General features: G+C 48.4%; 24 protein-coding genes. All 24 read left to right on the top strand.

Annotation, left to right across the window (positions count from 1 at the left end; all coding sequences use genetic code 11):
* Positions 1–28: 28 nt before the first annotated feature.
* A complete protein-coding gene (locus tag ACFTRD_RS19830) occupies positions 29–1,213 on the top strand; it encodes an exonuclease SbcCD subunit D (RefSeq protein ID WP_379382909.1) in 1,185 nt (394 codons plus the stop codon).
* The gene (locus tag ACFTRD_RS19825; RefSeq protein ID WP_379382907.1) at positions 1,210–4,629 is read left to right on the top strand and encodes an AAA family ATPase; all 3,420 of its coding nucleotides are present in this window, start codon (positions 1,210–1,212) and stop codon (positions 4,627–4,629) included. The genes ACFTRD_RS19830 and ACFTRD_RS19825 overlap by 4 nt, the downstream gene beginning before the upstream one ends.
* 484 nt (positions 4,630–5,113) lie before the next feature.
* Positions 5,114–5,437, top strand: coding sequence for a hypothetical protein (locus ACFTRD_RS19820; RefSeq protein ID WP_192272756.1), 324 nt, complete (start codon positions 5,114–5,116; stop codon positions 5,435–5,437).
* Positions 5,438–5,649: 212 nt separating this feature from the next.
* Positions 5,650–6,009 (top strand): histidine triad nucleotide-binding protein, encoded by a 360-nt coding sequence (locus ACFTRD_RS19815; RefSeq protein WP_192269047.1) that lies wholly within the window; start codon positions 5,650–5,652, stop codon positions 6,007–6,009.
* Between the two features lie 189 nt (positions 6,010–6,198).
* Complete coding sequence (gene rpsU, locus ACFTRD_RS19810; RefSeq protein ID WP_005547957.1) at positions 6,199–6,372, top strand: 30S ribosomal protein S21; 174 nt, start codon at positions 6,199–6,201, stop codon at positions 6,370–6,372.
* A gap of 15 nt (positions 6,373–6,387) precedes the next feature.
* On the top strand, positions 6,388–6,831 hold the full coding sequence (locus tag ACFTRD_RS19805; protein ID WP_062326501.1) for a GatB/YqeY domain-containing protein: 444 nt from the start codon (positions 6,388–6,390) through the stop codon (positions 6,829–6,831).
* A 360-nt stretch (positions 6,832–7,191) separates the two neighbouring features.
* Positions 7,192–8,505, top strand: coding sequence for an NfeD family protein (locus ACFTRD_RS19800; protein WP_379383136.1), 1,314 nt, complete (start codon positions 7,192–7,194; stop codon positions 8,503–8,505).
* A gap of 166 nt (positions 8,506–8,671) precedes the next feature.
* Positions 8,672–9,682, top strand: coding sequence for a flotillin-like protein FloA (gene floA, locus ACFTRD_RS19795; RefSeq protein ID WP_192269045.1), 1,011 nt, complete (start codon positions 8,672–8,674; stop codon positions 9,680–9,682).
* 13 nt (positions 9,683–9,695) lie between these two features.
* Positions 9,696–10,304 carry a hypothetical protein gene (locus ACFTRD_RS19790; RefSeq protein ID WP_379382904.1) on the top strand — a complete coding sequence of 203 codons (609 nt, stop codon included), beginning with the start codon at positions 9,696–9,698 and terminating at the stop codon, positions 10,302–10,304.
* A gap of 171 nt (positions 10,305–10,475) precedes the next feature.
* On the top strand, positions 10,476–10,769 hold the full coding sequence (gene yqfC, locus ACFTRD_RS19785; RefSeq protein WP_379382902.1) for a sporulation protein YqfC: 294 nt from the start codon (positions 10,476–10,478) through the stop codon (positions 10,767–10,769).
* The gene (gene yqfD / locus ACFTRD_RS19780; protein WP_379382900.1) at positions 10,766–11,959 is read left to right on the top strand and encodes a sporulation protein YqfD; all 1,194 of its coding nucleotides are present in this window, start codon (positions 10,766–10,768) and stop codon (positions 11,957–11,959) included. The genes yqfC and yqfD overlap by 4 nt, the downstream gene beginning before the upstream one ends.
* A gap of 6 nt (positions 11,960–11,965) precedes the next feature.
* The gene (locus tag ACFTRD_RS19775) at positions 11,966–12,937 is read left to right on the top strand and encodes a PhoH family protein (protein ID WP_379382898.1); all 972 of its coding nucleotides are present in this window, start codon (positions 11,966–11,968) and stop codon (positions 12,935–12,937) included.
* A 15-nt stretch (positions 12,938–12,952) separates the two neighbouring features.
* Positions 12,953–15,202 (top strand): HD family phosphohydrolase, encoded by a 2,250-nt coding sequence (locus ACFTRD_RS19770; protein WP_192269035.1) that lies wholly within the window; start codon positions 12,953–12,955, stop codon positions 15,200–15,202.
* Positions 15,203–15,235: 33 nt separating this feature from the next.
* Positions 15,236–15,733 (top strand): rRNA maturation RNase YbeY, encoded by a 498-nt coding sequence (gene ybeY, locus ACFTRD_RS19765; RefSeq protein ID WP_379382895.1) that lies wholly within the window; start codon positions 15,236–15,238, stop codon positions 15,731–15,733.
* A complete protein-coding gene (locus ACFTRD_RS19760; RefSeq protein WP_379382893.1) occupies positions 15,733–16,104 on the top strand; it encodes a diacylglycerol kinase family protein in 372 nt (123 codons plus the stop codon). The genes ybeY and ACFTRD_RS19760 overlap by 1 nt, the downstream gene beginning before the upstream one ends.
* A 238-nt stretch (positions 16,105–16,342) precedes the next feature.
* Positions 16,343–16,756 (top strand): cytidine deaminase, encoded by a 414-nt coding sequence (locus ACFTRD_RS19755; protein ID WP_192269030.1) that lies wholly within the window; start codon positions 16,343–16,345, stop codon positions 16,754–16,756.
* A 41-nt stretch (positions 16,757–16,797) separates the two neighbouring features.
* A complete protein-coding gene (era, locus tag ACFTRD_RS19750; RefSeq protein ID WP_062326484.1) occupies positions 16,798–17,697 on the top strand; it encodes a GTPase Era in 900 nt (299 codons plus the stop codon).
* 101 nt (positions 17,698–17,798) lie between these two features.
* Entirely contained in the window at positions 17,799–17,939 is a 141-nt protein-coding gene (locus tag ACFTRD_RS19745; protein WP_379382890.1) for a YqzL family protein, read from the top strand.
* A 33-nt stretch (positions 17,940–17,972) separates the two neighbouring features.
* On the top strand, positions 17,973–18,725 hold the full coding sequence (gene recO, locus ACFTRD_RS19740) for a DNA repair protein RecO (protein ID WP_024628464.1): 753 nt from the start codon (positions 17,973–17,975) through the stop codon (positions 18,723–18,725).
* Between the two features lie 408 nt (positions 18,726–19,133).
* The gene (gene glyQ, locus ACFTRD_RS19735; RefSeq protein ID WP_024628463.1) at positions 19,134–20,021 is read left to right on the top strand and encodes a glycine--tRNA ligase subunit alpha; all 888 of its coding nucleotides are present in this window, start codon (positions 19,134–19,136) and stop codon (positions 20,019–20,021) included.
* Positions 20,014–22,089, top strand: a complete 2,076-nt coding sequence (gene glyS, locus ACFTRD_RS19730; protein ID WP_379382887.1) for a glycine--tRNA ligase subunit beta — start codon at positions 20,014–20,016, stop codon at positions 22,087–22,089. Before glyQ ends, glyS begins: the two co-directional genes overlap by 8 nt.
* A gap of 231 nt (positions 22,090–22,320) precedes the next feature.
* Positions 22,321–22,788 carry a YaiI/YqxD family protein gene (locus ACFTRD_RS19725; protein WP_379382885.1) on the top strand — a complete coding sequence of 156 codons (468 nt, stop codon included), beginning with the start codon at positions 22,321–22,323 and terminating at the stop codon, positions 22,786–22,788.
* 46 nt (positions 22,789–22,834) lie between these two features.
* Positions 22,835–24,655 (top strand): DNA primase, encoded by a 1,821-nt coding sequence (gene dnaG / locus ACFTRD_RS19720; RefSeq protein WP_379382883.1) that lies wholly within the window; start codon positions 22,835–22,837, stop codon positions 24,653–24,655.
* A gap of 43 nt (positions 24,656–24,698) precedes the next feature.
* Entirely contained in the window at positions 24,699–25,838 is a 1,140-nt protein-coding gene (rpoD, locus tag ACFTRD_RS19715; RefSeq protein WP_024628459.1) for an RNA polymerase sigma factor RpoD, read from the top strand.
* Positions 25,839–26,018 lie beyond the last annotated feature (180 nt).

Below are 26,018 nucleotides of genomic sequence, written 5' to 3'. Positions count from 1 at the left end.
TTAACAGGAGAGAGGGGTTGAACGGACAATGCGTATTTTGCACACAGGGGACTGGCATCTCGGGAAAACGCTGGAGGGACGGAGTCGGCTGCGGGAGCAGGAGGACTTTGTGGATGAGCTTGTCAGACTGGCGGATGAGCAGCAAGCAGATGCCATCCTGATGGCCGGAGATGTCTATGACTCTGTGAATCCGCCTGCATCGGCGGAACAGCTGTTTTACGAAGCAGCTGCGCGTCTGACGGAAAATGGGAGACCACTTGTGGTCATTGCCGGAAATCATGATCAGCCGGAGCGGGTGGCTTCGGTGACCCCACTTGTGAATAGACAGGGAATCACACTTGTAGGCATGCCTACTTCAGAAGTCGTAACCATCCATACAAACCGAACTGGAGAGACTGCGCAGATTGCCGCTTTGCCCTATCCCTCGGAAGCGCGGCTGAATGAACTGTTAACAACGGACGGGGATGAAAATGTGCTTCGTCAGGCATACAGCCGCCGGGTGGGGATGTTGATGCAGCGTCTGGCGGCTTCTTTTCGTCCAGATACAGTGAATTTGGCCATGAGCCATATTTATGTCCTGGGTGGGGTTGAAAGTGATTCGGAGCGTCCGATTCAGGTTGGAGGCGCGTATACGGTTGATCCGTCTGCATTGTCGACAGGTGCACAATATACAGCGCTGGGGCATCTCCATCGTGCACAGGCGGTGAAAGGAGAAGGTGTGATTCGGTATAGTGGTTCTCCGCTGGCCTACAGTTTCTCCGAAGCCGGGCAGAGCAAGTCCGTCACAATGGTGGACCTGGTACCTGGAGGGGGCGCACATGTGGAAGAAGTGCTGTTGACCTCCGGACGTCCACTTGTGCGCTGGAAGGCACGCGGCGGTCTGGCTGAGATCTATCGTTGGCTAGATGAAGGACGCGATCCCCAGGCTTTTATCGATATGGAAGTGTGGCTGGATGACGCCATGTCCCTGAAAGAAATCCAGCAGCTCCGCAAGTCGCATGACGGGATCATCCATATTCGCCCAGTGTATCCCGAGATGGCAGCTGCAGGGCTTCTGGAACAACGATCCGAGCTTCCGGTACATGAGCTCTTCCGCAAATTTTATCAGCGTCAAACAGGTGGAGCATTGCCTGAAGACAGTCTGGTACAACTGTTCCTGGAACTTGTCGATGAGGATGAGCAGGGTGTGCGTGAGGAGGTCGAAGGACAGTGAAGCCGATTCTATTGAAAGTTGCAGGTCTGCAAAGTTATCGGGAGACCCAGGAGATTGATTTTACCGTACTGACGGAAACAGGATTATTCGGCATTTTTGGTCCAACAGGCAGCGGCAAATCATCCTTGCTTGATGCGATTACGCTGGCGATGTACGGAAAAGTGGAACGTGCGGTTAACGGTACCCAGGGGATCATGAATCACGCCGAGGATTCCTTGTCTGTTGCATTTACCTTTGAACTCGTGTCGGCAGAGGGAACAAGACGATTTCGGGTCGAGCGTCGTTTCAAACGAAACAATGAGGTTTCGGTGAGCAATACCATCAGTAAATTCATTGAGACCGTCAACGGAGAGGAACAGGTGCTGGCTGATAAGCTGGCAGACGTGAATCGATGCGTTGAAGATGTCATTGGGTTGAAAATGGATGACTTTACGCGGGCTGTTGTTCTTCCGCAAGGGAAGTTTGCCGAGTTTCTGTCGCTGAAAGGCAGTGAACGACGCCAGATGCTGCAACGTTTGTTCCATCTGGAGAAGTATGGAGATCAGCTGGCCATCAAGCTCAGTCGGCGGGTGAAGGACAATGATATGGTTCATCAGTCACTGGCAGCGGAGCAGCAGGGACTTGGCAATGCCAGCAAAGAGACATTGGCGGAAACGGTGCTTCTTCTACAGGCTGCAATGAAGCAGTCGGAAGTGTCACGCCAAGCGCTTGATGAAGCGATGAAGGAAGCCGAACAGCTCGGCAAGGTCCGTGAGTTAAGCCATGAACGCCAAGCTCGTATGGAGGAACATCGCAAGCTGCAAGCACTGGAGCCGCAGATCAAGGCTGGTGAACAGCGCTTGAAGCAGGCCGGGGCGGCAGACGGTATCCTGCCTTCATTGCAGACAATGCGTGATGCAGCAGCACAGCAGAAGGTGCGTCAGGACGCAGCCGGGATGGCTCGCCAGCAAGCGGTTGAACATGAGAAACTGGCTGTTCTGGAGGCCGAGAAGGCCGAAAATGCCCGTGTACAGATGTCTGAGGAAGAACCCAAGTTGCTGCTTCGGCTGGAACAGTTGGAGCAGGCCAAAGAGTTGCAGCGGGAACGGGACGGGCTCCGAGAGGACGGTATCCGTCTCAAGCAGCTTTTGGACAAAGGACAGGGTGAACAGAATGTCATCGGGCAGCAGCTGGAGAAGGAAAAAGAACTGCAGCAGCGAGGACGCAAGCGCCGGGAAGAATTGCAGGAAAGTCTCAAGCCGAATGAAGTGAAGTCGGAAGAACGCAGGCAGCTGCAGGCTGCACTCGAATTGAAGCACCGTCTGGATACTGCGACCGAGCAAGTGCGCCAGAATAAGGCGGAGATGGAGACCTACAAGCAAGCAGCTGCACAGGGGGCCGACAGGCTGAAGACGGCAGCTGCGGAAGAGAGCCGTCTGAGTGAACTGCGACAGCGTCTGATCGAGCAGGCGGCAGCGGGTCTTGAGGCCTTGCTTGCCTGTGAGCAGGACATTGGTCGCGAACAGAGCCTGCTGGCCAGTGCGGAGGAGCAGCTGCGCGGAACGATGCGTGAGCAGGAGCTGCACCGGCTCTCCTCCGCCTTACGCGCCGAGCTGCGTGACGGCGAGCCATGCCCGGTGTGCGGCTCCGCACACCATCCGCTCCCGGCTGCGCCGCCGGGAGAGGGTCCGCCCGCAGGGGAGGCGGACCTGGAACTGCTGCGCAGCCTGCATGCGGAGCTGCAGGAGCTGCGCTTTGGGCTGCGCCAGCAGCTGCACGAACGTCGCAGCCTGCTGACGCAGCTTGGCGCAGCGGCCGGCGAAGCACCGGCCGCAGCCGAGGCCGCGCCTGCGGCTGCGGAGCCGGAGTCCGCCGGGTCGCCCGCACACGGGCGCTCCCCGGCGGACTGGGCGGAGCGTGCCGCCGCACTGCGCGAAGCCGCGCGGGCGCTGGCCGCTGCCGCAGCGCCGCTGCAAGCGGAAGCCGCCGCGTTGCAGCAGGCGGCTGTGGGCGCGCAGCAGCGCCGCATGGAAGCGGCAGCTGCGCAAGAGGCCGGCCAAGCCGGGCTCGCTCAGGCGGAGCGCAGGCTGGCCGAGAGCGAGGCCGTCGCTGCCGCATTGCACGGCCGCTGGGCCGCGGAACTGCCTGGCATCGCTCTGGAGGAGGCTATGGCCCTCCACCAGGCGATGCAGGAGCGCGACGCGCGCGCAGAAGACATCAAGGAACGGTTGAATAAAAGTGTAACGTTCCTTGAAGAAAAGGAACAGCTGGTACAGTCTCTCCAGCAGAAGCTGGTTGAATTGGACAAACAGCTGATCCAATGGCAGACGGAATGGCAAGGCAACAACAAACAGCTTGCGGAGAAGGAAGAACGTTTACGCCAATGGGTTGGCGAGCAACGGGTCGAGGATTTAATTGCTGCTGCCCAGACACGACTGGATGAACTGCGCAAAGCTGCTGCAGATTCGGCACAGCGCTTCAAGGAAGCCGATGCGTTGAAGCAGGAATCGGCCAAGAAAGACGTCATGGCCCAGCAGGCAGCAGCCTCGGCAGCAGAGCATTTACAACAGGCACAGGAGCGCTGGAGGCAATTGCTGGAGCAATCCCCGTTTGTTACGGAAGATGACGTTGTTGAGGCGGCGATTCCTTCCGAACAAGCTGAGCGACTGGCAGCGGAAATTCAGCAGCATCGGGAACGTGATCGTGAGCTTGCATCCCAACTTCGTGAACTGGAACAAAAATTGGGCGGAGCAATTGTATCCGAGGAACAGTGGTCAGCTTGCACAGAACGGCTGCAACGATCCCGTGCAGAGGATGAAGCGGCCCTCCGAGCAAAGGCACGCGCAGAACGTGATCTGGAGGATGTTCAGCAGCGACATGTTCGCTGGACCGAGTTGGAGAACAAACGGGTGGAGGTTAGTCGTCAAGGGGAGATGCTTAGCAAACTGCAAGCGGCTTTCAGAGGTAACGCATTTGTTGAATATATTGCAGAAGAACAGCTGATGCAGGTGAGTCAGGCTGCTTCACAGCGCCTGCGTTTCCTCACCAAACAACGCTATTCACTTGAGGTGGATTCGGGTGGTGGCTTTGTCATCTGTGATGATGCAAACGGTGGGGTTAAACGACCTGTGTCCACCCTGTCCGGTGGGGAGACCTTCCTGACCTCGTTGTCACTGGCCTTGGCATTATCTGCCCAAATTCAGCTGCGTGGCCAGTATCCGCTGCAATTCTTCTTCCTGGACGAAGGGTTCGGTACACTGGACCCTGAACTGTTGGATACGGTCATTACATCGCTGGAAAAATTGCATGATGACCGCCTTGCTGTCGGCATCATTAGCCACGTTCCGGAGCTGAGAGCACGCTTGCCACGCAAACTTGTAGTCATTCCAGCAGGGGAGGCTGGCGCCGGGTCTCGTGTGGTGCTGGAAACATTATAGGTACGGAAGTGTTCCGTGGTTGAATGAGTTGATAGGAAGAACCCAGCTTTTAACCAGTCCTACAAAATGGATCTGATGGGGGTCTCCACGAATGAATTGAGGAGTATGGGTTTGAATTTTATTTATATATTCCGTTGAAGCAGTGAAGTGAGTTAGATCACAGATACAGGTTCATCCTGTTGTTATACTACAGTTAAGCCGACAAACTTTATGTTAAGTACCCCGGCGGACGTCTGATCAGGAACGCTCCTGGATAGACGTCCGCAATTGCAGGCTTCCACTTGGAAGCTGCAACGGGGTGCTTCTTTTTTATTTTTCAGCGTTTACTCCTCCTTCACAGGTGAATCATGTACACGACTTTACTTAGAAACGGCCATAATCCTGAAACTCTTGTCATTCATATAGTGTCATTTCGCCCAGATCTGAATACCATGAAAGGGTGATGAAGAGCAGACATATCTGGAGGCGATGAAACGTGGAAAAGATGGAAGCGAAGAAACTATGTAAGGAACACATGCATCGCTATGTGTGTGTACAAATGCTTGACGGTACCCATTATGATGGCATTGTGGAAAATGTGGATGATGACATGATTTATTTGGCTGTTCCCGTAGGACATGAAGCTATGGCTAATCACGCGAACTGGGGACCGAATATGATGCCAGTTACTTATCCTGCTCATGCACGCGGCTTTTTTCCGGGCTATGGCTACCCGTACCCTTATTACGGTTACGGTCGCAGACGTTTCAATAGGCTGATACTTCCTCTGTTTGGCCTCGCTGCCTTATCTTTATTGCCTTATTATTAACAAAGTTTCGTGATGGAGTAATGCGTGGATGCAAATATGACCTTTTTCATCTTTGGTGTAAGCTCAGTAGTTCACTAAGATGTGAAAGGTTTTTCTGTCTATTATTGTGATTATAAATAAGATAACTGAACATGTTAGATTGGACGTCCCTTTTCAGTTCCGGTATGATAGAAGGGTATACATAATTTTAAATTCAAAGGAGGGTATGAACAATGGATTGCTTGTTTTGCAAAATTGTAGAGGGCAGCATTCCCTCCAATAAGGTACTGGAGAATGACCATGTCGTTGTCTTTCATGACATCCAGCCCGCTGCACCGACCCATGTACTTGTTATTCCAAAGAAACATATTGCTTCCATGAATGAAGTAACTGCAGAAGATCTGCCGTTAATTGGTGAGATTCATTTGGCTGCGCAGGAAGCGGCCAAACGTCTTGGTGTGGAAGAGACAGGTTACCGACTGATTAATAACTGCGGCAAGGACGGGGAACAAACCGTACATCATCTGCATTATCATTTGCTTGGCGGTACCCGACTTGGCGTGTTGACCAGCTTGTCCGACTCACACAAATAAATGAGCGTTGTTACTTTAGTTCAGGACTTGTCCATAATGCATGAATAAGCATGAATATGGGGTTGAAGTTCACATAAAATAAATGATCATTACGTTAAGGTTGACACCTTTATTACCTTTCGCCTATAATGAAAGGTGATGAACCGTGTTATTGCTCTTGGACGGTCTGGTCGGAGGGAGGGAAAACTGGTGTCTGAAACTAAAGTTCGCAAAAACGAGACTATTGATGCTGCACTTCGTCGGTTTAAACGTTCCATCGCAAAAGATGGCGTATTGGCTGAGGTGAAGAAACGTAAGCATTATGAGAAGCCAAGCGTAAAGCGCAAGAAAAAGTCCGAGGCTGCTCGTAAGAGAAAGTTTTAGGAGGATTTTAACTACATGAATCTTAGCGAACGATTGAACGAAGATATGAAGCAAGCGATGAAGAGTAAGGACAAGTTCAAGCTCTCCAACATTCGGTTGATTCGTTCGACGATCAAGAATCTTGAAATAGATTTGAAAAGAGATTTGGATGATAACGAAGTGCTTGATATTCTGAGTCGTGAAATCAAACAGCGCAAAGATGCCCTCCAAGAATTTGACAAAGCGGGCCGTGAAGACCTCGCGGCAAATGCAAAAGCGGAAATTGAAATACTCAGTCAGTACCTTCCCGCACAGCTTACCGAAGAAGAAATTAAAGTTATTGTACAGCAGACCATCCAGGAAACCGGTGCTTCTTCGAAAGCCGAGATGGGGAAAGTCATGTCTGCCCTTATGCCGAAAGTCAAAGGCAAAGCGGACGGCAAACTGGTAAATCAAGCAGTTCAACAATTTCTGCAATAAAGCAAATCAATGAACACCTCCTGACTTGTCAGGGGGTGTTTTTTCCGTTTCCATTTTACTATTCAGCATGGGTTTAATTGAAAGGGGTCACGGAATGTTCAGTGAGCTAACGCGAATAACATGCGGGATTATTCTTTGTGCGTTCACAAATATTGCTTTTAAATGGTTAATTAACATGAATATGGATTTTGTTTGTTGCAATTGGTCTGGGTTTCAAATATAATTTTAAGATTTTGAAACGAAATGTTGCATTGTACGTAATAAATACCATAAGCTGGACAGTATAACATTAATGGAAAAGGGGGGACTATTGTGAAGGGAAAGCGCCGGAAGAAGCTTACGGGGCCATTGTTGCTCTTGATGCTGCTGACGCTGCTGCTTCCTGTCTGGATTGGGTCACCGTCAGCGCATGCAGCTGAGAAAAGTGGCGCCGTATATATCATTCCGGTGGATAAACCAATCGAGCAGGGGCTTGGCAAGTTTATGGAACGCGGCTTCAAGGAAGCAGAAGAGATGAATGCTGGCCTGATCGTTCTGGATATTAATACGCCGGGTGGGCGTGTCGACACGGCAGAGGAATTAGGTAACCTGATTAAGGAAAGTCCTATTGAAACCGTTGCATTCGTTCGTGGAGATGCTGCATCGGCCGGAAGTTTTCTGGCTTTGAATGCAGATAAGATCGTAATGTCGCCAGGCAGCATGATCGGTGCGGCAGCGATGGTGGACAGCACGGGTAAACATGTGGACGATCCGAAGCTGGTTGCGTTCTGGAAAAGCAAAATGCAGGGAGCGGCTGAGAAAAGTGGCCGTAACGGCAAAATTGCAGCTGGAATGACAGATGTTAACATGGTCGTGGAGATGCCAGAGATTAATAAAACGAAAGAAAAAGGTGAGATTATTGCTCTCTCGGCCGAAGAGGCGCTGAAAGTGGGCTATGCGGACCATATCAGCAGCACGCCGGAAGAAGCTGCAGCCTGGCTCGGATACAGTCAGGATGATGTGTTCACTGTTCAGAGAACTGCTGCAGAGAATATATCTACATTTCTGACCAATCCTGTCGTCATGACGATACTGCTATTCCTCGGAATAGCCGGTGTGATCATTGAGTTGATTGTGCCTGGATTTGGAGTTCCTGGTATTGTTGGTATCGTCTGCTTTGTGCTTTATTTCTCAGGGAATTATATTGCCGGTTTTGCCGGAGCGGAGACATGGGTATTATTCACTGTCGGACTGATCATGATGATTCTGGAGATGTTTATCCCAAGCTTTGGCATTTTGGGGATTTTGGGATCGATTGCACTTGTGGCTGGTGTTGTGCGAGCTGCTTATGATACAAGTGATGCATTTATATCATTAGGTATTGCTTTTGGTGCAGCTCTGGTGGTCATTGCAATCGTCGTTATCCTGTTCAAGGATCGAGGCATATGGAATCGATTCATATTAAGCGACAAACTGTCTGCTGATCGTGGTTACTCTTCTGCAACAGAACGCAAAGAGTTGATCGGCTTGCAAGGAATTAGTCTGACTCCGCTTCGTCCTTCGGGAACAGCGATGTTTAACGGGGAGCGGGTCGATGTGGTGTCTGATGGAGACTTCATTCCGATTGATACGCCGATTATTGTGATTAAAGCGGAAGGTACCCGGATTGTCGTTCAACAGGCTTTGCCGGTATAACCCGCTTTTTGCCGGAGCTTGATTAAAGCTTCGGCAATGTACATAACCACTCTACAGAAGCTGCCTGTGGAGTGGAGCAAATTCATGAACAGCAGCGAAGTTCCACCACATGGTCTGTTAATATGTTTTTTTCACAAATTAAATTGCAAATGGAGGAATTTTGACTATGGAACCAACCTTGATCACGGTTTTGCTCATTGCGGTAGTTGCGATTATCGTATTGAGCGTATTTTTCAGCTTTTTCCCGGTAATGCTCTGGATCTCAGCTCTTGCATCCGGTGTACGTGTGGGAATTATCACATTGGTAGCGATGAGACTAAGACGTGTAACACCTAGCCGGATCGTAAATCCACTGATTAAAGCAACTAAAGCTGGACTTCAGTTGACCATGAATCAATTGGAGAGTCACTTCCTGGCCGGTGGTAACGTAGACCGAGTTGTCAACGCCCTGATTGCTGCACAACGTGCGAACATTCCACTTGAATTTGAACGTGCTGCTGCGATTGACCTTGCAGGTCGTGACGTATTGCAAGCCGTACAGATGAGTGTAAACCCACGTGTTATTGAAACGCCGATTGTTTCTGCGGTAGCCAAAGATGGTATCGAAGTTAAAGTAAGAGCGCGGGTTACAGTTCGTGCCAATATTGACCGTCTCGTCGGTGGTGCGGGTGAAGAGACGATTATTGCCCGTGTCGGCGAAGGTATCGTAAGTACGAACGGTTCCTCGAATTCCCATAAAGACGTCCTGGAAAATCCGGATCTGATCTCCCGCACGGTATTGTCCAAAGGTTTGGATGCAGGTACAGCTTTTGAAATCCTGTCTATTGATATCGCGGACGTGGATGTAGGTAAAAACATTGGTGCCTTCCTGCAAACGGAACAGGCAGAAGCTGATAAACGTATCGCACAAGCAAAAGCGGAAGAGCGTCGTGCGATGGCCGTAGCTCAAGAACAAGAGATGAAAGCACGCGTAGTGGAAATGAGAGCACGTGTGGTTGAGTCTGAATCCCAAGTACCTCTGGCAATGTCTGAAGCACTTCGTAGCGGTAAAATTGGCGTAATGGACTACATGAACCTGAAAAACATTGAAGCGGATACTCAAATGCGCAACACATTAGGAAAACCTGGTGAAAGTACAAACTCCAACGATCAGGGTGATTCCAAAAACGGAAGATAGGCGGTGAGTGCATATGGGCCTATTTGAATGGATTTTTAACAATCTGTATATTGTAGCAGTCGTCGCTTTTGCACTCTTTTCCTTCCTTGGCAAAGTATCCAAGTCGGCTGATCCGAACAAAAAGCGTCCTGATAACGGGATGCCAACATTTGGAGGAAATGGTGAATCGGACCGGGATAATCACTCGCCTAGGGATACCGCACCGCAGCAGTCATCGGGTCCTTCAGATCCCCGCTATGACGAGCAGTATGACGAACGGTACGATGATGACGATCCGTATGATGATCGATATGATCAACCCTATTCGGAGCCGGCGACGACATCTGCCCGTTCCGTTAATGACGATTTTGGAGGACAAGGTTCTCTGGGTGGAATGGAAAACTCCCTTGAAGAACAGATGAAAGTCATGGAGCAACGGCAACGCGAAATTCGCGAGCGACTGGACCGTATTTCTACTGCCAATACACCGGTTGTATCTGATTCCGGTTGGGATGAAGTTTCAACTGGCGAGTTTGAGCAGTTCCAGCTTCGACGAGAAGACATTCGTACGGGTGTGCTGTGGGCAGAAGTTCTTGGTTCTCCTCGCTCTAAACAGCCTTTTGGAACACGAGGCAAACTGTAACTTTATACATTTTTATAAGTGATAAGCCGTCTCTGGTGAGCATGAATCCAGACGACGGCTTTTTTCTGTCTCGGCCTCTTTTTATTTTCGCATCTAACACGGTCCGTAGTTTTCATAATTTCAAGAATCTGCGCATAAGTTGAACTGTAGAGGAAGGGGGAAGACCTTCGAATGACCCGGATCAGCCGCAAGCTGCGCAGATGGACCAGCGAAGTGCTGGATTTGCCGCAGGATGTGCTTTACGATATGCCACGGTTAACCCTGATCGGCACAAAGCAATTGTATATAGAGAATCATCGTGGCGTCATCCATTTCACACCGGATCGCATCGTCCTTGCACTCTCTCAAGGTCAACTGGAGATCAAAGGATTTGACTTGATGATTCGCAATATTTTGCCGGATGAAGTAGCGGTTGAAGGAACGATTCTGGATATTCATATGAATGGAGCGGAGGGGAACGCATGAAGCAGCCCAGTCTGTACAAACTGCGAGGAGCAGTCCGTATCACGGTCACTGGGGGGGATATTGAAGCATTAATCAACATGGTGGCAGAGCAGGGACTGGAAGTGTGGGACCTGCGTGCCCATGACGGACGCATGGCAGAGATGAACATTCTGCTACCGCATTTCTTCAGGCTGCGTCCTTTGGTGAAACGGACAGGCTGCCGGGTGAAGGTGACACATCGGAGCGGATTTCCATTTTTTGCAGCCCGGTTGTTGAAAAGAAAGTTCTTTCTTGGAGGTATGCTGTTTTTTTTAGCAGCTTTGTTTGTTTTGTCATCCATGGTTTGGGATGTGGAAGTCAAAGGAAATGTGACCATTCCGACGGATGAAGTGCTTGCGGCTGCGAAAAAAGAAGGTATCTACCCATTTCAATGGGGGTTCCGTCTTCAAAGCCAGGACAAGCTCTCCAGACAGCTCGCACTCGCTCTGCCGGATGTAACCTGGATTGGAGTGACCAAAGAAGGGACGACTATCACCATTCAGGTCGTGGAGTCGGCACAACCCAAACGTGAACCGCTACTGAACCCGAGACATCTGGTCAGTAAATCGGATGCCGTGATCACGCAAATCTACGCAGAGCAGGGACGCCCTGTCGTCCAGAAGAACATGCGTGTCAAAAAAGGGCAGGTATTAATATCGGGTATTTTGGGGGATGAAGAGAACACAAAGACCATCGTAGCCAAAGGCGAAGTTCGCGGACTGGTATGGCGTGAATATCAGGTGGAAGTGCCACTTGTTCAGAAACATAACACGATGACCGGGGAAAGCAAGGAACGATTTTACATTGTTCTGGGGAAATGGGCGATACAACTTTGGGGATACGGGAGTACGCCTTTCACCTCATTTGACACCGCTAGTGATCATAAACCACTAACCTGGCGATCCTTCGCACTTCCTATGGGATGGCTGACAGAGAAAGATTTGGAAACGACGGAACAAGAGGAGCAGCACACGATTGAATGGGCCAGAACGAAAGGGCTGGAAGGAGCAAGAAACGATATTATTGCCAAAAACGGCAAAGGAACCAAAATTTTAAGTGAAAAAATTTTGCATGAGAAGAAAGAGAATGGTAAAGTTTATATGAAAGTATTATTTGAAGTGGAAGAAAACATTGCGGAAGAACTTCCGTTAGTCCATAGTCAAGGAGAATGAGGCTATTTGTCAGAGCAAACACGCAGCATACGAATCTCCCTCCAAAGTGCGGGAGAGGGTCAATCTCTTTTTGGACCCCAAGATATTTTTCTAAAACTGATTGAATCCGAGATTCCAGCCCAGATTGCTTCCCGTGAAGCAGAGATTGTGATCCATGGCAGCATACAGCATGTTGAATCGCTTGAACAATTATTTGATGTGTTGTTGCAATTGGTACGTAACGGGTATGTGTTAACCGAAAGGGACGTCAAGTATGCCATTGAGCTTGCCAAGGAACTGCGTGCAGACCAGCTTCTGGATCTATTCAAAGGCGAGATTACAACGACATACCGCGGAAAGCCGATCCGGGTTAAAACGATTGGACAGAAACACTATGTAACTACAATTAAAAAACGTGATGTTGTATTTGGTATCGGTCCTGCCGGTACAGGTAAAACCTATCTGGCGGTTGTATTGGCTGTGGCAGCACTCAAGGAAGGCAGCGTCAAACGAATCGTGCTCACAAGGCCTGCCGTTGAAGCAGGAGAGAGTCTGGGCTTCTTGCCTGGTGATCTTCAGGAAAAGGTGGACCCTTACTTGCGTCCCTTGTATGATGCTTTGTACGATGTTATGGGACAAGAGCAGACCGCCAAGGCCCTGGAACGCGGCTTGATTGAAATTGCGCCTCTGGCCTATATGCGGGGACGTACACTGGACGATTCATTCATTATTCTGGATGAAGCCCAAAATACGACACCGGAACAAATGAAAATGTTTCTAACCCGTCTTGGTTTTGGTTCCAAAATGGTCATTACCGGTGACGTGACACAAATTGATTTACCCCGCGGCAAAAAGTCGGGTCTTGTGGAGGCAAATACGATATTGGGTCAAGTGGAAGAGATTGGATTCGTTTACTTTGCCGAACAGGATGTTGTAAGGCACTCCCTCGTCCAGAAAATTATCGTTGCCTATAACCACGCCGCAGAAAATCAAGAATAGAAAGGGATTGTCTCGATGACCTCGAAGGAACTGTCAAAAGGCAAATCTTTTCAGAATAGAGCTACAGGATGGAAGTATAGCGTGTGGGCGCGCTATCTTCTGTTTTTGTTTCTGGTGATCCTCTTCTACGTAGGCCTTGCTTCCAAGCTGCTCCCTGAGCGGTATGATATTCAGGAAGGCACACGGAGCGAAGTGGATATTGCTGCGCCCATGCAAATTCCGAATACGAAAGCTACACTGAAAGCGCAAGAAGAAGCGGCAGAACGTGTACAGCCAATGTTTCAGATCGTGCAAATGCGGAACGAAAATCTGATGACGACTCTGCTTGACCGTATTGATCGACTGAACCAGGATGATCAGATTTCAAGTCAGGACAAGATTGACATCTATCGTGATGAAATACCGCAGCGTCAGAAGGACTTTGTGGCCAATTTTATCAACAACAACCGGAAAGCGGGTACATACTCCGAAACTCTTTTGGAAGAGATCAGAAATGTGGTACAGGAGCAAAGCTATCGTATCCCGGAAGAGACATACATTAAAATCTCACGTCTGACCTCAGATGATATTCAGGAGATGAAAGCCGTTGCCCGGGATATCGTCTCCAGATTAATGACAGACCAGATTAGTGATGCAACAACAGCACGTGCGAAAGTGGCCGAGATGGTGAGTGTAAGCTCACTAAGCAAACGAACACAGCGTGAGGTTGTACAGGAACTCGCTCGTCTTGTGGTGACGTCCAATCGTTTCTATGATGAAGAGGGAACAAAGGAAGCCAAAGTGCAGGCTCGTGAGAATACGCAAACGGTCTTTATCAAGCAAGGGGACACGCTTGTAGCCAAAGGGGAGTTAATTACCCCTGAGATGTACACCCTTCTGGGTGAGAATGATTTGCTGAAAAACGAAGTGAACTACTGGCCACAGCTTGGATTACTTATGTTTTCCTGCCTGTTGTCTGCAGCGATTCTAATGTATATTCAGCAGTTCAGCGGAACGCATTTTAAATATAACAATGCGCAGTTGCTGATGCTTGTTATTATATTTATTATTACCATTGTGGTTATGCATGTTACAGCGATCCTCCAGACCAGTGAGAATTCATACGTAGGCTTTCTTGCACCTGTTGCCGTAGGCGCAATGTTGATTGCATTGCTGCTGGATACATCGCTTGCCTTTGTCTGCTCGATCATTATCGGCATGTTGTCGAGCATTATTTTGAACACACATCAGGGTCAGATTTTTGACTTTGAACTTGGTTTCTTCGCGGTGTTGGTATCGTTTGTTGCGATCTTCGCCACCCATCGGGCGAGTCAGCGCTCTACCATCCTGAAAGGTGCGATTATGGTCTGCCTGTTCGGGTCGATTGCGGTCTTCACGCTCGCTTTAATTGATTCGGGTGACTGGAACCGGACAACAACGCTGTATGGTATTGGATTTGCGTTTGCCGGAGGTGTGCTGACTGCCATATTGGTTATTGGACTGATGCCGTTTTTTGAAACCTCATTCGGGATCTTGTCTGCGCTGAAACTGGTGGAACTGTCTAATCCGAATCATCCGCTACTGCGCAAGTTGCTAACGGAGACACCGGGCACGTATCACCACAGTGTCATGGTAGGTAACCTGTCAGAAGCCGCAGCAGAGGCGATCGGTGCCAACGGGCTGTTATGTCGGGTAGGTTCCTATTACCATGATATTGGCAAGACCAAAAGACCCATTTATTTTATTGAAAATCAGAACAATATGGAGAATCCGCATGATTCGATTGATCCCAAGCTGAGCAAGTCCATTATCGTAGCTCACGCACGGGATGGTGTGGAAATGCAGAAGGATTACAAGTTGCCGAGACCTATCCGGGACATTGCCGAGCAGCATCATGGAACAACCTTCCTGCATTATTTCTATCACAAAGCGCTTCGTCAGGCGGAGGAAGCTGGAGTGGAACCCGATTTCACGGAAGAGGACTTCCGTTATCCGGGTCCCAAGGCTCAGTCCAAAGAGTCGGCGATTGTTGGCATCGCTGACAGCGTGGAAGCTGCGGTCCGTTCCTTGCGGAAGCCTACTGTGGAACAAGTGGAATCCATGATTGAAAAAATAATTAAAGGTCGGCTGGACGATCACCAGTTTAACGATTGTGATCTGACGATGCGTGAACTGGATATCGTCGCCAAGACCCTTAAAGAAACCGTCATGGGCATATTCCACTCCAGGATCGAATATCCGGAAGAAATGAAGAAACCGAAACCAACCTCGCCAGAGGCGGGTTGATTCGCTAATATGAGCAGACAGGAGTATGAAAGAATGAGTCTTAACCTAGCGTGGAATAATGAACAACAGAATAAAGAAATTACTGAACCGATGATTGCAATGCTGGAGCAACTGCTGAACCTTGCCGGAGAAGCGGAAGGCGTTGAAGACGGGGAAGTAGCTCTGACTTTTGTGGATGATGAACAGATCCATGAGTTGAACCGTGACTATCGCGGCATTGATCGTCCAACCGATGTGTTGTCTTTTGCGATGAATGAGACGGTGGATGAGGAGCTTGATATTATCTACGAGCTGGATGAGGACGAAGAAATGGAAGAAATGCCGGATGTTTTGGGAGATATTATTATCTCTGTTCCCCGGACGATTCTACAGAGTGAAGAATATGGACATTCATTTGAACGTGAGCTCGGGTTCCTGTTTGTTCATGGTTTCTTGCACCTGCTCGGATATGATCATCAGGACGAAGCCAGCGAAGCCGAAATGATGGGCAAACAGGAAGCGGTATTGGCCCAAGCCGGGTTGACACGATAATGAAAAGGCGCTCCTGGGGGATGGTATTCCGCAATGCTGCGGAAGGAATCGTATACGGGCTGCGGACTCAGCGGAATGTAAGAGTTCATACAGGAGTCGCCATTTTGATGTGTGCAGCCGGCTTTTTTTTCGGGATTTCGAGAACAGACTGGATGTTTGTACTGACAGCTGTCTTTCTTGTTCTTGTGACGGAGCTGATGAATACAGCAGTTGAAGCTGCTGTGGATCTCGCGCATCCGCATATACATCCGCTGGCAAAAGCGGCGAAGGACACCGCGGCCGGTGCAGTTTTACTGGCTGCGGTGTTCGCCGTCATCATTGGGTGTATCGTTTTTATCAAGCCAGTGATGAGATGGCTGGGTTTGTTCTGATTTTGTTTTTAAAATTACACACAATTGTATAGTTACTTGATGCAAACACGATAACGGAGAGGTCAGAAGAAACCTGAAGAAACGAAGTGTGCGCCTTTATCACCGGATTTTCACTTTGAAAAAGTGAATCATAAAAATCTGGGGATAACAGCGCTCGGAAGGTTGTTCTGGCAGCGGAGTGTCCAGTGTAAAATGCACTAGTTAACTTTATATTACACCCCAAAGGGAGAGATTAATTATGGATGATGGTTTGTTGATGCAGGAAGCAATTAAGGCACGTACGAAGGCGTATACGCCTTACTCACATTTTGGTGTAGGCGCAGCTTTGCTTGACAGTGAAGGACATGTGCATCATGGTTGTAATATTGAGAATGCTGCTTATACGCCAGGCAACTGTGCTGAGCGTACAGCCATGTTCAGTGCGATTGCTGGAGGACAGCAGCCGCGCAGTTTCAAGGCCATTGCGATTGTAGGAGATACGGACGGCCCGATTGCTCCGTGCGGCGTATGTCGTCAAGTGATGTACGAACTGTGTGATCCGGATATGAAGGTCATTCTGGGAAACATGAAAGGTGATCTGCAGGAAACTACCGTTGCCGAGCTATTGCCATGGGCTTTTGGACCGTCAGATCTGAACTCTGCCAAAAAGTAAAAACCAATACATTCCAGGCCTAGGCGCCTGAGGAGGAACATATGAAAAAACAAGCATTCAAATCCGGCTTTGTAGCCATTATTGGACGTCCCAATGTAGGTAAATCCACACTGATGAACCAAGTCATTGGACAAAAAATTGCGATCATGTCGGACAAACCACAGACGACACGAAATAAAATTCATGGTGTATATACTTCGGAACAACAACAAATCGTTTTCCTGGATACACCTGGGATTCACAAACGTCAATCCAAGCTCGGCGATTACATGAACCAGACCGCTTTGAATACCCTCGGAGAAGTGGAAGCTGCTTTGTTCCTGATTGATGCTTCGGAAGGCATGGGTGGTGGTGATCGTTATATTGCTGAACAATTGAAAAATGTGCGGACGCCTGTCATTCTTGTCATGAACAAAATTGATAAAATTGAGCCGGAAGCCTTGCTTCCTTTGATTGAGGAATATCGCAAGCTGCACGATTTCGCTGAAATCGTTCCTGTTTCGGCCATGCTAGGCAGCAATGTTAGCACTTTGCTGGAGCAACTGGGCAAATATTTGCCGGAAGGTCCACAGTACTACCCGGACGACCAGGTAACTGACCATCCGGAGCAGTTCGTTTGCGCCGAGTTGATTCGGGAGAAAATCTTGCAAATGACGCGCGAAGAAGTGCCACACTCCATTGCGGTAACGATTGAGGATATGAAAGTACAGGATAACGGCGTCGTTTATATTTCAGCCGTCATTTTTGTGGAGCGTGATTCGCAAAAAGGAATCATTATCGGAAAACAGGGTGCCTTGCTCAAGGAAGTGGGGAAGCGGGCACGTCAGGATATTCAAAACCTGTTGGGTTCCAAAATTTTCATGGACTTGTGGGTCAAAGTGAAAAAAGATTGGAGAAATCAGGAGCGTGTACTGCGGGATCTCGGCTTTGGCCGCGAATAATACATTCATTATCCAGTAATTGCAACACATAGTTTACCTTGCAAGACTCCATCCTATCTGGTAGAAGCAGACGTCATTTCTGAAGAGAGGATGAAATTCCGATGCGAGATTTTTCGTGGAAGGTTTTTGTAATGACGGGGGATTTGGAGTCCTATCTGTTATATGCCCAGGCATGTGGCTCGTTGGCACAGGAGTCGGATACGGCAAGGGAAGTGATCGAAGATGAAGAAGCCGAAGGATAATTGGCTGATTCGGGAATGGTTAGGTGACGAGGCATGCTATACAGGGTGGAAGGGATTGTCATCCGCAGCATGGATTACGGCGAGGGAAACAAAATCATTACGCTTTGCACCGAAAGCGGCGGGAAAGTAGGGGTACTCGTTCGTGGTGCAAAAAAGCCCAAAAGCCGACATGCTGCACTGGTGCAGCCATTTACGTACGGTCAATATGTATATTTTCGCAACACCGGTCTAGGGACACTAAATGCCGGTGAGATCATCGAGTCTTACCATGAGCTGCGCGAAGATCTGGTTAAGGCTTCCTATGCATCTTATGCTTGTGAACTGCTGGATCGGGTGTTGCAGGATGAAGAGACGGGGACATTCTGGTTCAAACAGTTAAAAGCCTGTCTCCAAGCGTTAAAGGAAGAGAAGGACCCGGTGGTCATCACAAGCCTGTATGAAATGAAAATATTACAGGCAGCCGGTTATGGACCTCAGCTTGATGATTGCATCTCTTGTGGTCAGGAGCGACCGGATGAACAATTATTTGTGAGTCCAAGGCTTGGAGGCGTTCTGTGCCGTGCTTGCAAACACTTCGATCCTCCGGCGATGTCCGTGAGCCCAAAGGCATTGAAGCTGTTGCGTTTGTTTGCGCAGTTGGATCTGCAAAGACTTGGTAATATATCAGTGAGTGAAGGCACCCGAGATGAGATCAAAAAGATTATGCGGGCCTTTATGGATCATCAGCTTGGATTGAATCTGAAATCCCGTTCTTTTCTTGATCAAATGGAAAAGTACGGGATTTGAGTCGTCATGTTGTGAAATAAGTAATATATCTTGACTTCGTACTTATTTTTATATAATATGAACTATAATTTCTCTTTTGGAGACATGCATTGAACGAGAAAGTAGGAGACTTGATTTATTACATTCAAGAGAACAGGTCGGTTGACTTGCTAAATCTTGTATGAGCGAGCCGGGGATGGTGGGAGCCGGGTTGAATCGGTCTGTGAAATGGCACTCGGGAGCATGATTGGACACGGAAAAGTGGGCTTGAATGAACAGGATTTCCTGTTTGTATCTTAGCCAAGTAGGGTGGAACCGCGGGAATAGCTCTCGTCCCTATGTCTGTATAACAGGCGTAGGACGGGGGCTTTTTATTGTCTGTACCGTTCTGGGCTTGTTCATCACAAACCATCGAAAAGGAGCATGATTATGAATTTTCAGCAGATGATTCTCACGCTGCAACAATTCTGGGCCGAGCACAACTGTATTATTGTCCAACCATATGATACGGAAAAAGGGGCAGGTACAATGAACCCAATGACCTTTTTGCGTTCGCTTGGACCCGAGCCTTGGAAAGTAGCTTATGTAGAACCGTCCCGCCGTCCTTCGGATGGTCGTTACGGAGAAAATCCAAACCGTCTCTATCAGCATCATCAATTCCAGGTTATTATCAAGCCTTCTCCGGACAATATTCAGGAGATTTATCTGGAAAGTCTGAAACAGTTGGGCATTGATCCGCTCAAACACGATATTCGGTTTGTTGAAGACAACTGGGAGAACCCATCCCTCGGCTGTGCTGGTCTTGGCTGGGAAGTATGGCTGGACGGTATGGAAATCACCCAATTTACGTATTTCCAACAAGTCGGCGGAATCGAGACGAATCCGGTAGCGGTTGAAATTACGTATGGTATGGAGCGTCTTGCTTCATACATTCAGGAAAAAGAGAATGTGTTCGAGCTGGAATGGGTCGACGGTATTACATACGGTGATGTGTTCCGTCAGCCTGAATTCGAACATTCCAAATATACGTTTGAAGTATCTGATGTCAAAATGCTGTTTACTCTCTTCAACATGCACGAAGAAGAAGCGAATAAAGCGATGGCTCAGAACCTGGTTTTCCCGGCCTATGACTATGTGTTGAAATGTTCACATACGTTCAACCTGTTAGATGCGCGCGGAGCAATCAGTGTAACAGAGCGTACCGGTTACATTACCCGTGTCCGTAATTTGGCTCGTCAAGTTGCTGCGACATATGTGGAAGAGCGTGAGAAGCTCGGCTTCCCGCTGATCAAGAAAGGGGGAGCTGAGCATGTCTAAGGATCTGTTATTTGAAATTGGTCTGGAAGAAGTGCCTGCACGCTTCATGCGAGCAGCAATTGAACAGCTGCAGGATCGTGTCGTGAAATGGCTGGATGGATCACGTATTGCTTATGGTGAAGTGAACGCCTATGCCACACCGCGCCGACTGGCTGTTTTGATTAAGGATGTTGCCGAGAAACAGGAGGACGTGGAGGAGGAAGTAAAGGGACCTTCCCGTAAAATTGCACTGGATGACAGTGGTAACTGGAGTAAAGCTGCACTCGGATTTGCCCGTAGTCAGGGGGTTGAACCGGATCAGTTCACATTCAAGGAACTGAGCGGTGTGGAATATATCTATGCGACCAAGAGCAGCAAAGGTGTAGAAACATCCTCTGTAATCGGTCAAGGTTTGTTGGCTATACTGCATGCCATGACGTTCCCAAAATTCATGCGCTGGGCTTCGTATGATTTCAAATTTGTACGTCCGATTCGCTGGATTGTCGCTCTGCTGGGCAGCGATGTTATTGAGTTGGAAGTTGCAGGAGTAAAGTCTGGTAATGTAACACGTGGACATCGTTTCCTCGGGAAAGAGGCAGTCATTTCAGATCCTGCTTCGTATGTGGAAGTGCTTCGTTCCGAGAACGTCATTGCGGATATCAAAGAACGTGAGCAGATGATTGTAGCCCAGATCCAGGCACTGGCTGCCGAGAAGAAATGGGATATTGCGATTAAGGAAGATCTGCTGGAAGAAGTCTTGTTCCTGGTGGAGACACCAACGGTGCTGTTCGGAACATTCGAGTCTTCATTTTTGAATATTCCACAAGAGGTATTGATTACTTCAATGCGTGAGCATCAACGTTATTTCCCTGTGCTTGATAATGATGGGCAATTGTTGCCATACTTCGTTACGGTTCGTAACGGCGGCAGTGATTCACTGGATGTCATTGCGAAGGGGAACGAAAAGGTACTTCGTGCACGTCTGTCTGATGCCAAGTTCTTCTACGAGGAAGACCAAAAGCTGGAGATTAAGGACGCATTATCGAAGCTGGAGAGTATTGTCTTCCAGGAAGAGCTCGGTACGGTTGGAGATAAGGTTCGCCGCATTCGCAAAATTGCGGATGGCTTGGCTGCCAAGCTGCACGTATCTGCTGATGTAGCTGAAGCGGTGAGTCGTTCTGCGGATATCTGCAAATTCGACCTTGTTACACTTATGGTGGGCGAATTCCCTGAACTGCAAGGAGTAATGGGTGAGGATTATGCACGAAAAGCTGGTGAGAAAGAAGACGTGGCCAAAGCGGTATTTGAGCACTATCAACCACGCTTCGCCGGCGATCAGTCTCCGGCTTCGCTCGTTGGTGCCATTGTAAGTGCTGCGGATAAAATGGATACAATTGTGGGATGCTTCTCCATCAATATCATTCCTACAGGATCTCAGGACCCTTATGCGCTGCGCCGTCAGGCAGCAGGTATCGTACAAATTTTGCTGGATCACAATCTTCCACTTACCTTGTCCGACGTGTTTGGGGTTGCACTTCAAGTGCATGCCCAGATGAACCTGTTGAAACGTGCGGATGAAGAGGTTCGTAAAGATTTGCAGGACTTCTTTGGTCTCCGCGTGAAGAAACTGTTGTCCGAAACTGTCCGTTATGATGTGGTGGATGCAGTGATTTCTTCCGGATTTGATGATATTAGCGCTGTCGTTCCAAAAGGTGAGGCACTAATGGCAGCTGTCCAAACTGGAGATGCCTTCAAAACAACCGTAGAATCCTTCAACCGTGTAGGTAATCTGGCTGCCAAAGCATCCAATGCGTCGGTACATTCGGAACTTTTCACAGAAGAAGGAGAACGTCAGCTGCATGAGGCATGGAGCCAAACCAATGAGGAGTACCGTCAGGTACTATCTAAGCATGCTGCTGCTGAAGCACTCGCGATTGCATCGTCTTGGAAGGAAGCGATCACCATATTCTTTGATTCGGTTATGGTTATGGCTGAAGACGAGGCTGTCCGTGCAAATCGCTTAGCACTGCTTGCAGCCATTGACCGTGATCTGAAAGCATTTGCTGATTTCTCCAAACTCGTTTGGTAATGGAGTTCATTTTTGCTCCAGAAGGACAGATGATCTGCGGCAATGCATAAATTCAGTATTAAAGAAGGATATATGAGGGTATAAATATACGGAACGGATTGTGAGAAATTTATATTTACAGCCGTTCCGTATTTTAGCCTTTGATTTCCATAGACTCGTCAGAAGGATTTTGGCTTGCTGGGGTCGTATATTACAATATGCAGCTATTTTATGAAACCGGGTGGTCTGGGTTTGAGTGAGTTGAATGTACGCCACATTGTTGTGGATGGTGATGCTTGCCCGGTCAAGGCCGAGATCGCAGAAACAGCTCTTCGATTCAACGTTCCTGTATTGATGGTTTCTTCATTTGACCATTTTCTTCAGGGTGGAGAAGGAGTGTGCACTGTTCAGGTTGATCGAAGTGATCAAAGTGCCGATCTGTACATTGCCAATCACATTAAGCCATACGATGTGGTCATTACACAGGATTATGGACTGGCGGCGCTCGCACTTGGCAAACGTTGTTATGTTTTATCATTTCGTGGTCGTGAGTTTAATGATCGTGACATTGATTTCATGCTGGATTCCCGTCATACTGCGGCCAAAGCACGAAAAAGAGGGCATTATGGAAAAGGCCCAAAGCCTTTCACAGAGCAGGATCGGGAAATGTTTCAACATAAACTGACAAAACTTTTGAAAGATTTGCAGGAGAATGTGTAAGTTTATCGAATAATATTTACGTGTTAAGAGATGAAGGTGGCCCAAGATGAGTACCGGACAAGGCGGTATACCCGAAACTATTATTGAATCGGTGTTACAGCAGCATGATATCGTCGATACGGTGAGCCGATTTGTGCATCTGACCAAGCAGGGGAAGTACATGAAAGGCCTCTGTCCTTTTCATTCGGAGAAGACGCCTTCGTTCACAGTTACACCTGAGAAACAAATTTTCTATTGCTACGGTTGCGGCACGGGTGGAAATGCCATCAAATTCAGGATGGAAATCGAAGGGTTATCCTTTCCCGAGGCTGTCAAGACGATGGCAGAAGAAAGCCACATTTCAATGGGTGACTGGCAAGGGCGTGAATCGGCTCATGTTAATCCTGAGACTGAACGTTTATTGGAAGCATATGAGCTTACCGCGAAGCTGTATCATTTCTTATTGAAAAATACAGAGCATGGTAAAGCGGCTATGGAATATTTACGCTCACGCGGGTTTAGCGACAAGCTTATTGACCAGTTCCAGATTGGCTACGCGCCGAATCGCTGGGATACCTTGGTGCAATTTTTGGAAAAGCGCGAATTTCCGCTTGAGGAGATGGAGAAAGGTGGTTTACTGTCACCGAGAAACGAAGGTCAGGGGTATGTTGACCGTTTCCGAGACAGGGTCATGTTTCCGATTAATGGCAGGAGTGGTAAGCCGATTGCATTTGCAGGTCGCATTTTGGGAGACGGGCAACCAAAGTACCTAAATTCACCGGAAACCCGGTTATTTAACAAAAGCCGTGTTCTCTACAATCTGCATCATGCCAAAAATGCGATTCGCAAACAAAGGCAGGCCATATTGTTCGAAGGATATGGCGATGTTATCTCCGCCTGGGATCAGGATATACAAAATGGTGTAGCGGCAATGGGGACTGCGCTCACTGAGAATCAGGCACTGATGCTTAAAGGCATGTGTGATGAAGTCATTGTATGTTATGACGGTGATCGAGCAGGACAGGCTGCGGCACTTAAAAACTTCCCTATTCTAGAGGAAGCGGGATTGCAGGTCAAAATTGCTCTGATACCGGATGGGCTCGACCCGGATGATTTTATCCGCAAGCACGGTGGCGAGCGGTTCCGAAACCAGATTGTGGACGGCGCCGTAACGACTACAAAATTTAAGCTTATAAACCTAAAAAAAAACCATATACTGCTAGAAGGTGGCGGACAAATCGCTTACTCCAAGGAAGCGGTGAAACTTATTGCTCCATTGTCTTCTCCTACGGAGCGGGAAGTATATCTTCGGGAACTGGCTGCGGAAGTCGATGTATCATTTGAAACACTGAAGCAGGAGTGTAACGAAGAACGGGAGGCTATGAAAAATAACCTTCAGTATGGGGATAATAACCCGAAAAGGTGGAATAATGGTAGGCAACAAAATAGGCAGGTACCTACGCCCAATCTGTTGCCGGCTTATCACGTTGCTGAACGCAAACTGCTTGCCTGGATGCTTCAGGATGAGGAGGCTGCCCAGTACGTGAATGAGCATCTTGGTGAAGCTTTTAACTTAGATGATCATGCAGCTATAGCTGCTTATCTATATGCCTATTATGCGCAAGGCAAACCGTCGGATACAAGCCGTTTTATGTCTTCACTGCATGACGACCGACTGGAAAAGACGGTTAGTTCAATCTCGATGATGGATGGTCCAGGTGAATGGAATGTTCAAATACTCGATGATTGCATCAGGGAAGTGCTGAAATATCCGCGTAAGAAAGAGTACGATTTGAAAAAAGAAGAAATGATTGCTGCAGAGCGGGCAGGTGATTCTGTACGCGCGGCACAAATTGCAATTGAAATGATTGCCCTAGAGAGACAGTGAACGTCTGAATGTTGGATGTTTCTAGGGAGGAGGGAGTCGAGTTATGGCGAATGATCAGCATACTGAACTAGAAACAGAATTGACGCTGGATCAGGTTAAGGATCAATTGATTGAATCAGGTAAGAAAAGAGCTTCGTTGAACTACAAGGAAATTATAGAAAAGCTCTCCCCATTTGAGCAAGATGCAGAACAGATGGATGAGTTCTATGAGCAACTGAGCGACCTGGGTATTGATGTCGTGAACGAAAATGATGAAGAGGTAACCCTTCGCCCTAGTGAAGATTCCGAGAACAACACCAGAGAGGGAGACGATGAATTCCACTTTGATGACGATCTGAGCCTTCCACCAGGAATCAAAATCAATGACCCAGTTCGGATGTATCTCAAAGAGATCGGTCGAGTACCTTTGCTGTCTGCGGATGACGAAGTAGAACTGGCGAAACGGATTGAAAATGGGGATGAAGAAGCGAAACGTCGTTTGGCTGAGGCTAACCTTCGTCTCGTGGTCAGTATCGCCAAGCGTTATGTTGGACGCGGCATGTTGTTCCTGGATCTGATTCAGGAAGGTAACATGGGTCTGATCAAAGCGGTTGAGAAGTTTGACCACAAAAAGGGTTACAAATTCAGTACGTATGCGACTTGGTGGATTCGCCAAGCGATCACCCGTGCGATTGCGGACCAGGCGCGTACCATTCGTATCCCTGTGCATATGGTGGAGACGATTAATAAGCTGATCCGGGTATCCCGTCAGCTTTTGCAGGAACTTGGGCGTGAACCGACACCGGAAGAGATCGCTGCCGAGATGGACCTGAGTGTGGAGAAAGTTCGTGAGATTACGAAGATTGCTCAGGAACCGGTTTCCCTTGAAACACCGATTGGTGAGGAAGATGATTCCCATCTGGGTGATTTCATCGAGGATCAGGAGGCACTGGCCCCAGCGGATGCTGCTGCTTATGAGCTGCTGAAAGAACAGCTCGAAGATGTCCTGGATACCTTGACTGAGCGTGAAGAGAACGTGCTTCGTCTGCGTTTTGGTCTGGACGATGGACGTACAAGAACGCTGGAAGAAGTGGGCAAGGTATTTGGTGTTACGCGTGAGCGTATTCGTCAAATTGAAGCCAAGGCTCTTCGTAAATTGCGTCACCCTAGCCGCAGTAAACGGCTTAAAGATTTCCTCGAATAACATCACTATGGGAGACTTTCCGCAAGACGCTTAAGCGGCGGCGGGGTCTCCTTTATTTTTAAATGGAGTATCTAAATTTCTTAGTTTTGGTAATTCATCCTTGAAATGTTTTATTGGATTTCATTTTATCGCTTTTTGTTGTTCAATGCAAATCAATAAATTAAATGAATGGTGTAGGTG

The organism is Paenibacillus sp. NPDC056933, from assembly GCF_042674385.1.
Classification (GTDB): domain Bacteria; phylum Bacillota; class Bacilli; order Paenibacillales; family Paenibacillaceae; genus Paenibacillus.
Note: the sequence above shows the minus strand (reverse complement) of the source record. Positions and strands in the feature narration are given on the sequence as shown.

Bases quoted from the DNA above. Each gene is read 5' to 3' on its own strand.
- ACFTRD_RS19805 (WP_062326501.1), top strand. From the start codon at position 6,388: ATGAATCTTAGCGAACGATTGAACGAAGATATGAAGCAAGCGATGAAG.
- glyQ (WP_024628463.1), top strand. From the start codon at position 19,134: ATGAATTTTCAGCAGATGATTCTCACGCTGCAACAATTCTGGGCCGAG.
- dnaG (WP_379382883.1), top strand. From the start codon at position 22,835: ATGAGTACCGGACAAGGCGGTATACCCGAAACTATTATTGAATCGGTG.
- yqfC (WP_379382902.1), top strand. From the start codon at position 10,476: ATGACCCGGATCAGCCGCAAGCTGCGCAGATGGACCAGCGAAGTGCTG.
- recO (WP_024628464.1), top strand. From the start codon at position 17,973: ATGCTATACAGGGTGGAAGGGATTGTCATCCGCAGCATGGATTACGGC.
- ACFTRD_RS19830 (WP_379382909.1), top strand. From the start codon at position 29: ATGCGTATTTTGCACACAGGGGACTGGCATCTCGGGAAAACGCTGGAG.
- era (WP_062326484.1), top strand. From the start codon at position 16,798: ATGAAAAAACAAGCATTCAAATCCGGCTTTGTAGCCATTATTGGACGT.
- ACFTRD_RS19755 (WP_192269030.1), top strand. From the start codon at position 16,343: ATGGATGATGGTTTGTTGATGCAGGAAGCAATTAAGGCACGTACGAAG.
- rpoD (WP_024628459.1), top strand. From the start codon at position 24,699: ATGGCGAATGATCAGCATACTGAACTAGAAACAGAATTGACGCTGGAT.
- glyS (WP_379382887.1), top strand. From the start codon at position 20,014: ATGTCTAAGGATCTGTTATTTGAAATTGGTCTGGAAGAAGTGCCTGCA.
- ACFTRD_RS19745 (WP_379382890.1), top strand. From the start codon at position 17,799: ATGCGAGATTTTTCGTGGAAGGTTTTTGTAATGACGGGGGATTTGGAG.
- yqfD (WP_379382900.1), top strand. From the start codon at position 10,766: ATGAAGCAGCCCAGTCTGTACAAACTGCGAGGAGCAGTCCGTATCACG.
- ACFTRD_RS19815 (WP_192269047.1), top strand. From the start codon at position 5,650: ATGGATTGCTTGTTTTGCAAAATTGTAGAGGGCAGCATTCCCTCCAAT.
- floA (WP_192269045.1), top strand. From the start codon at position 8,672: ATGGAACCAACCTTGATCACGGTTTTGCTCATTGCGGTAGTTGCGATT.
- ybeY (WP_379382895.1), top strand. From the start codon at position 15,236: ATGAGTCTTAACCTAGCGTGGAATAATGAACAACAGAATAAAGAAATT.
- ACFTRD_RS19820 (WP_192272756.1), top strand. From the start codon at position 5,114: ATGGAAGCGAAGAAACTATGTAAGGAACACATGCATCGCTATGTGTGT.
- ACFTRD_RS19770 (WP_192269035.1), top strand. From the start codon at position 12,953: ATGACCTCGAAGGAACTGTCAAAAGGCAAATCTTTTCAGAATAGAGCT.
- ACFTRD_RS19760 (WP_379382893.1), top strand. From the start codon at position 15,733: ATGAAAAGGCGCTCCTGGGGGATGGTATTCCGCAATGCTGCGGAAGGA.
- ACFTRD_RS19800 (WP_379383136.1), top strand. From the start codon at position 7,192: ATGCTGCTGACGCTGCTGCTTCCTGTCTGGATTGGGTCACCGTCAGCG.
- ACFTRD_RS19790 (WP_379382904.1), top strand. From the start codon at position 9,696: ATGGGCCTATTTGAATGGATTTTTAACAATCTGTATATTGTAGCAGTC.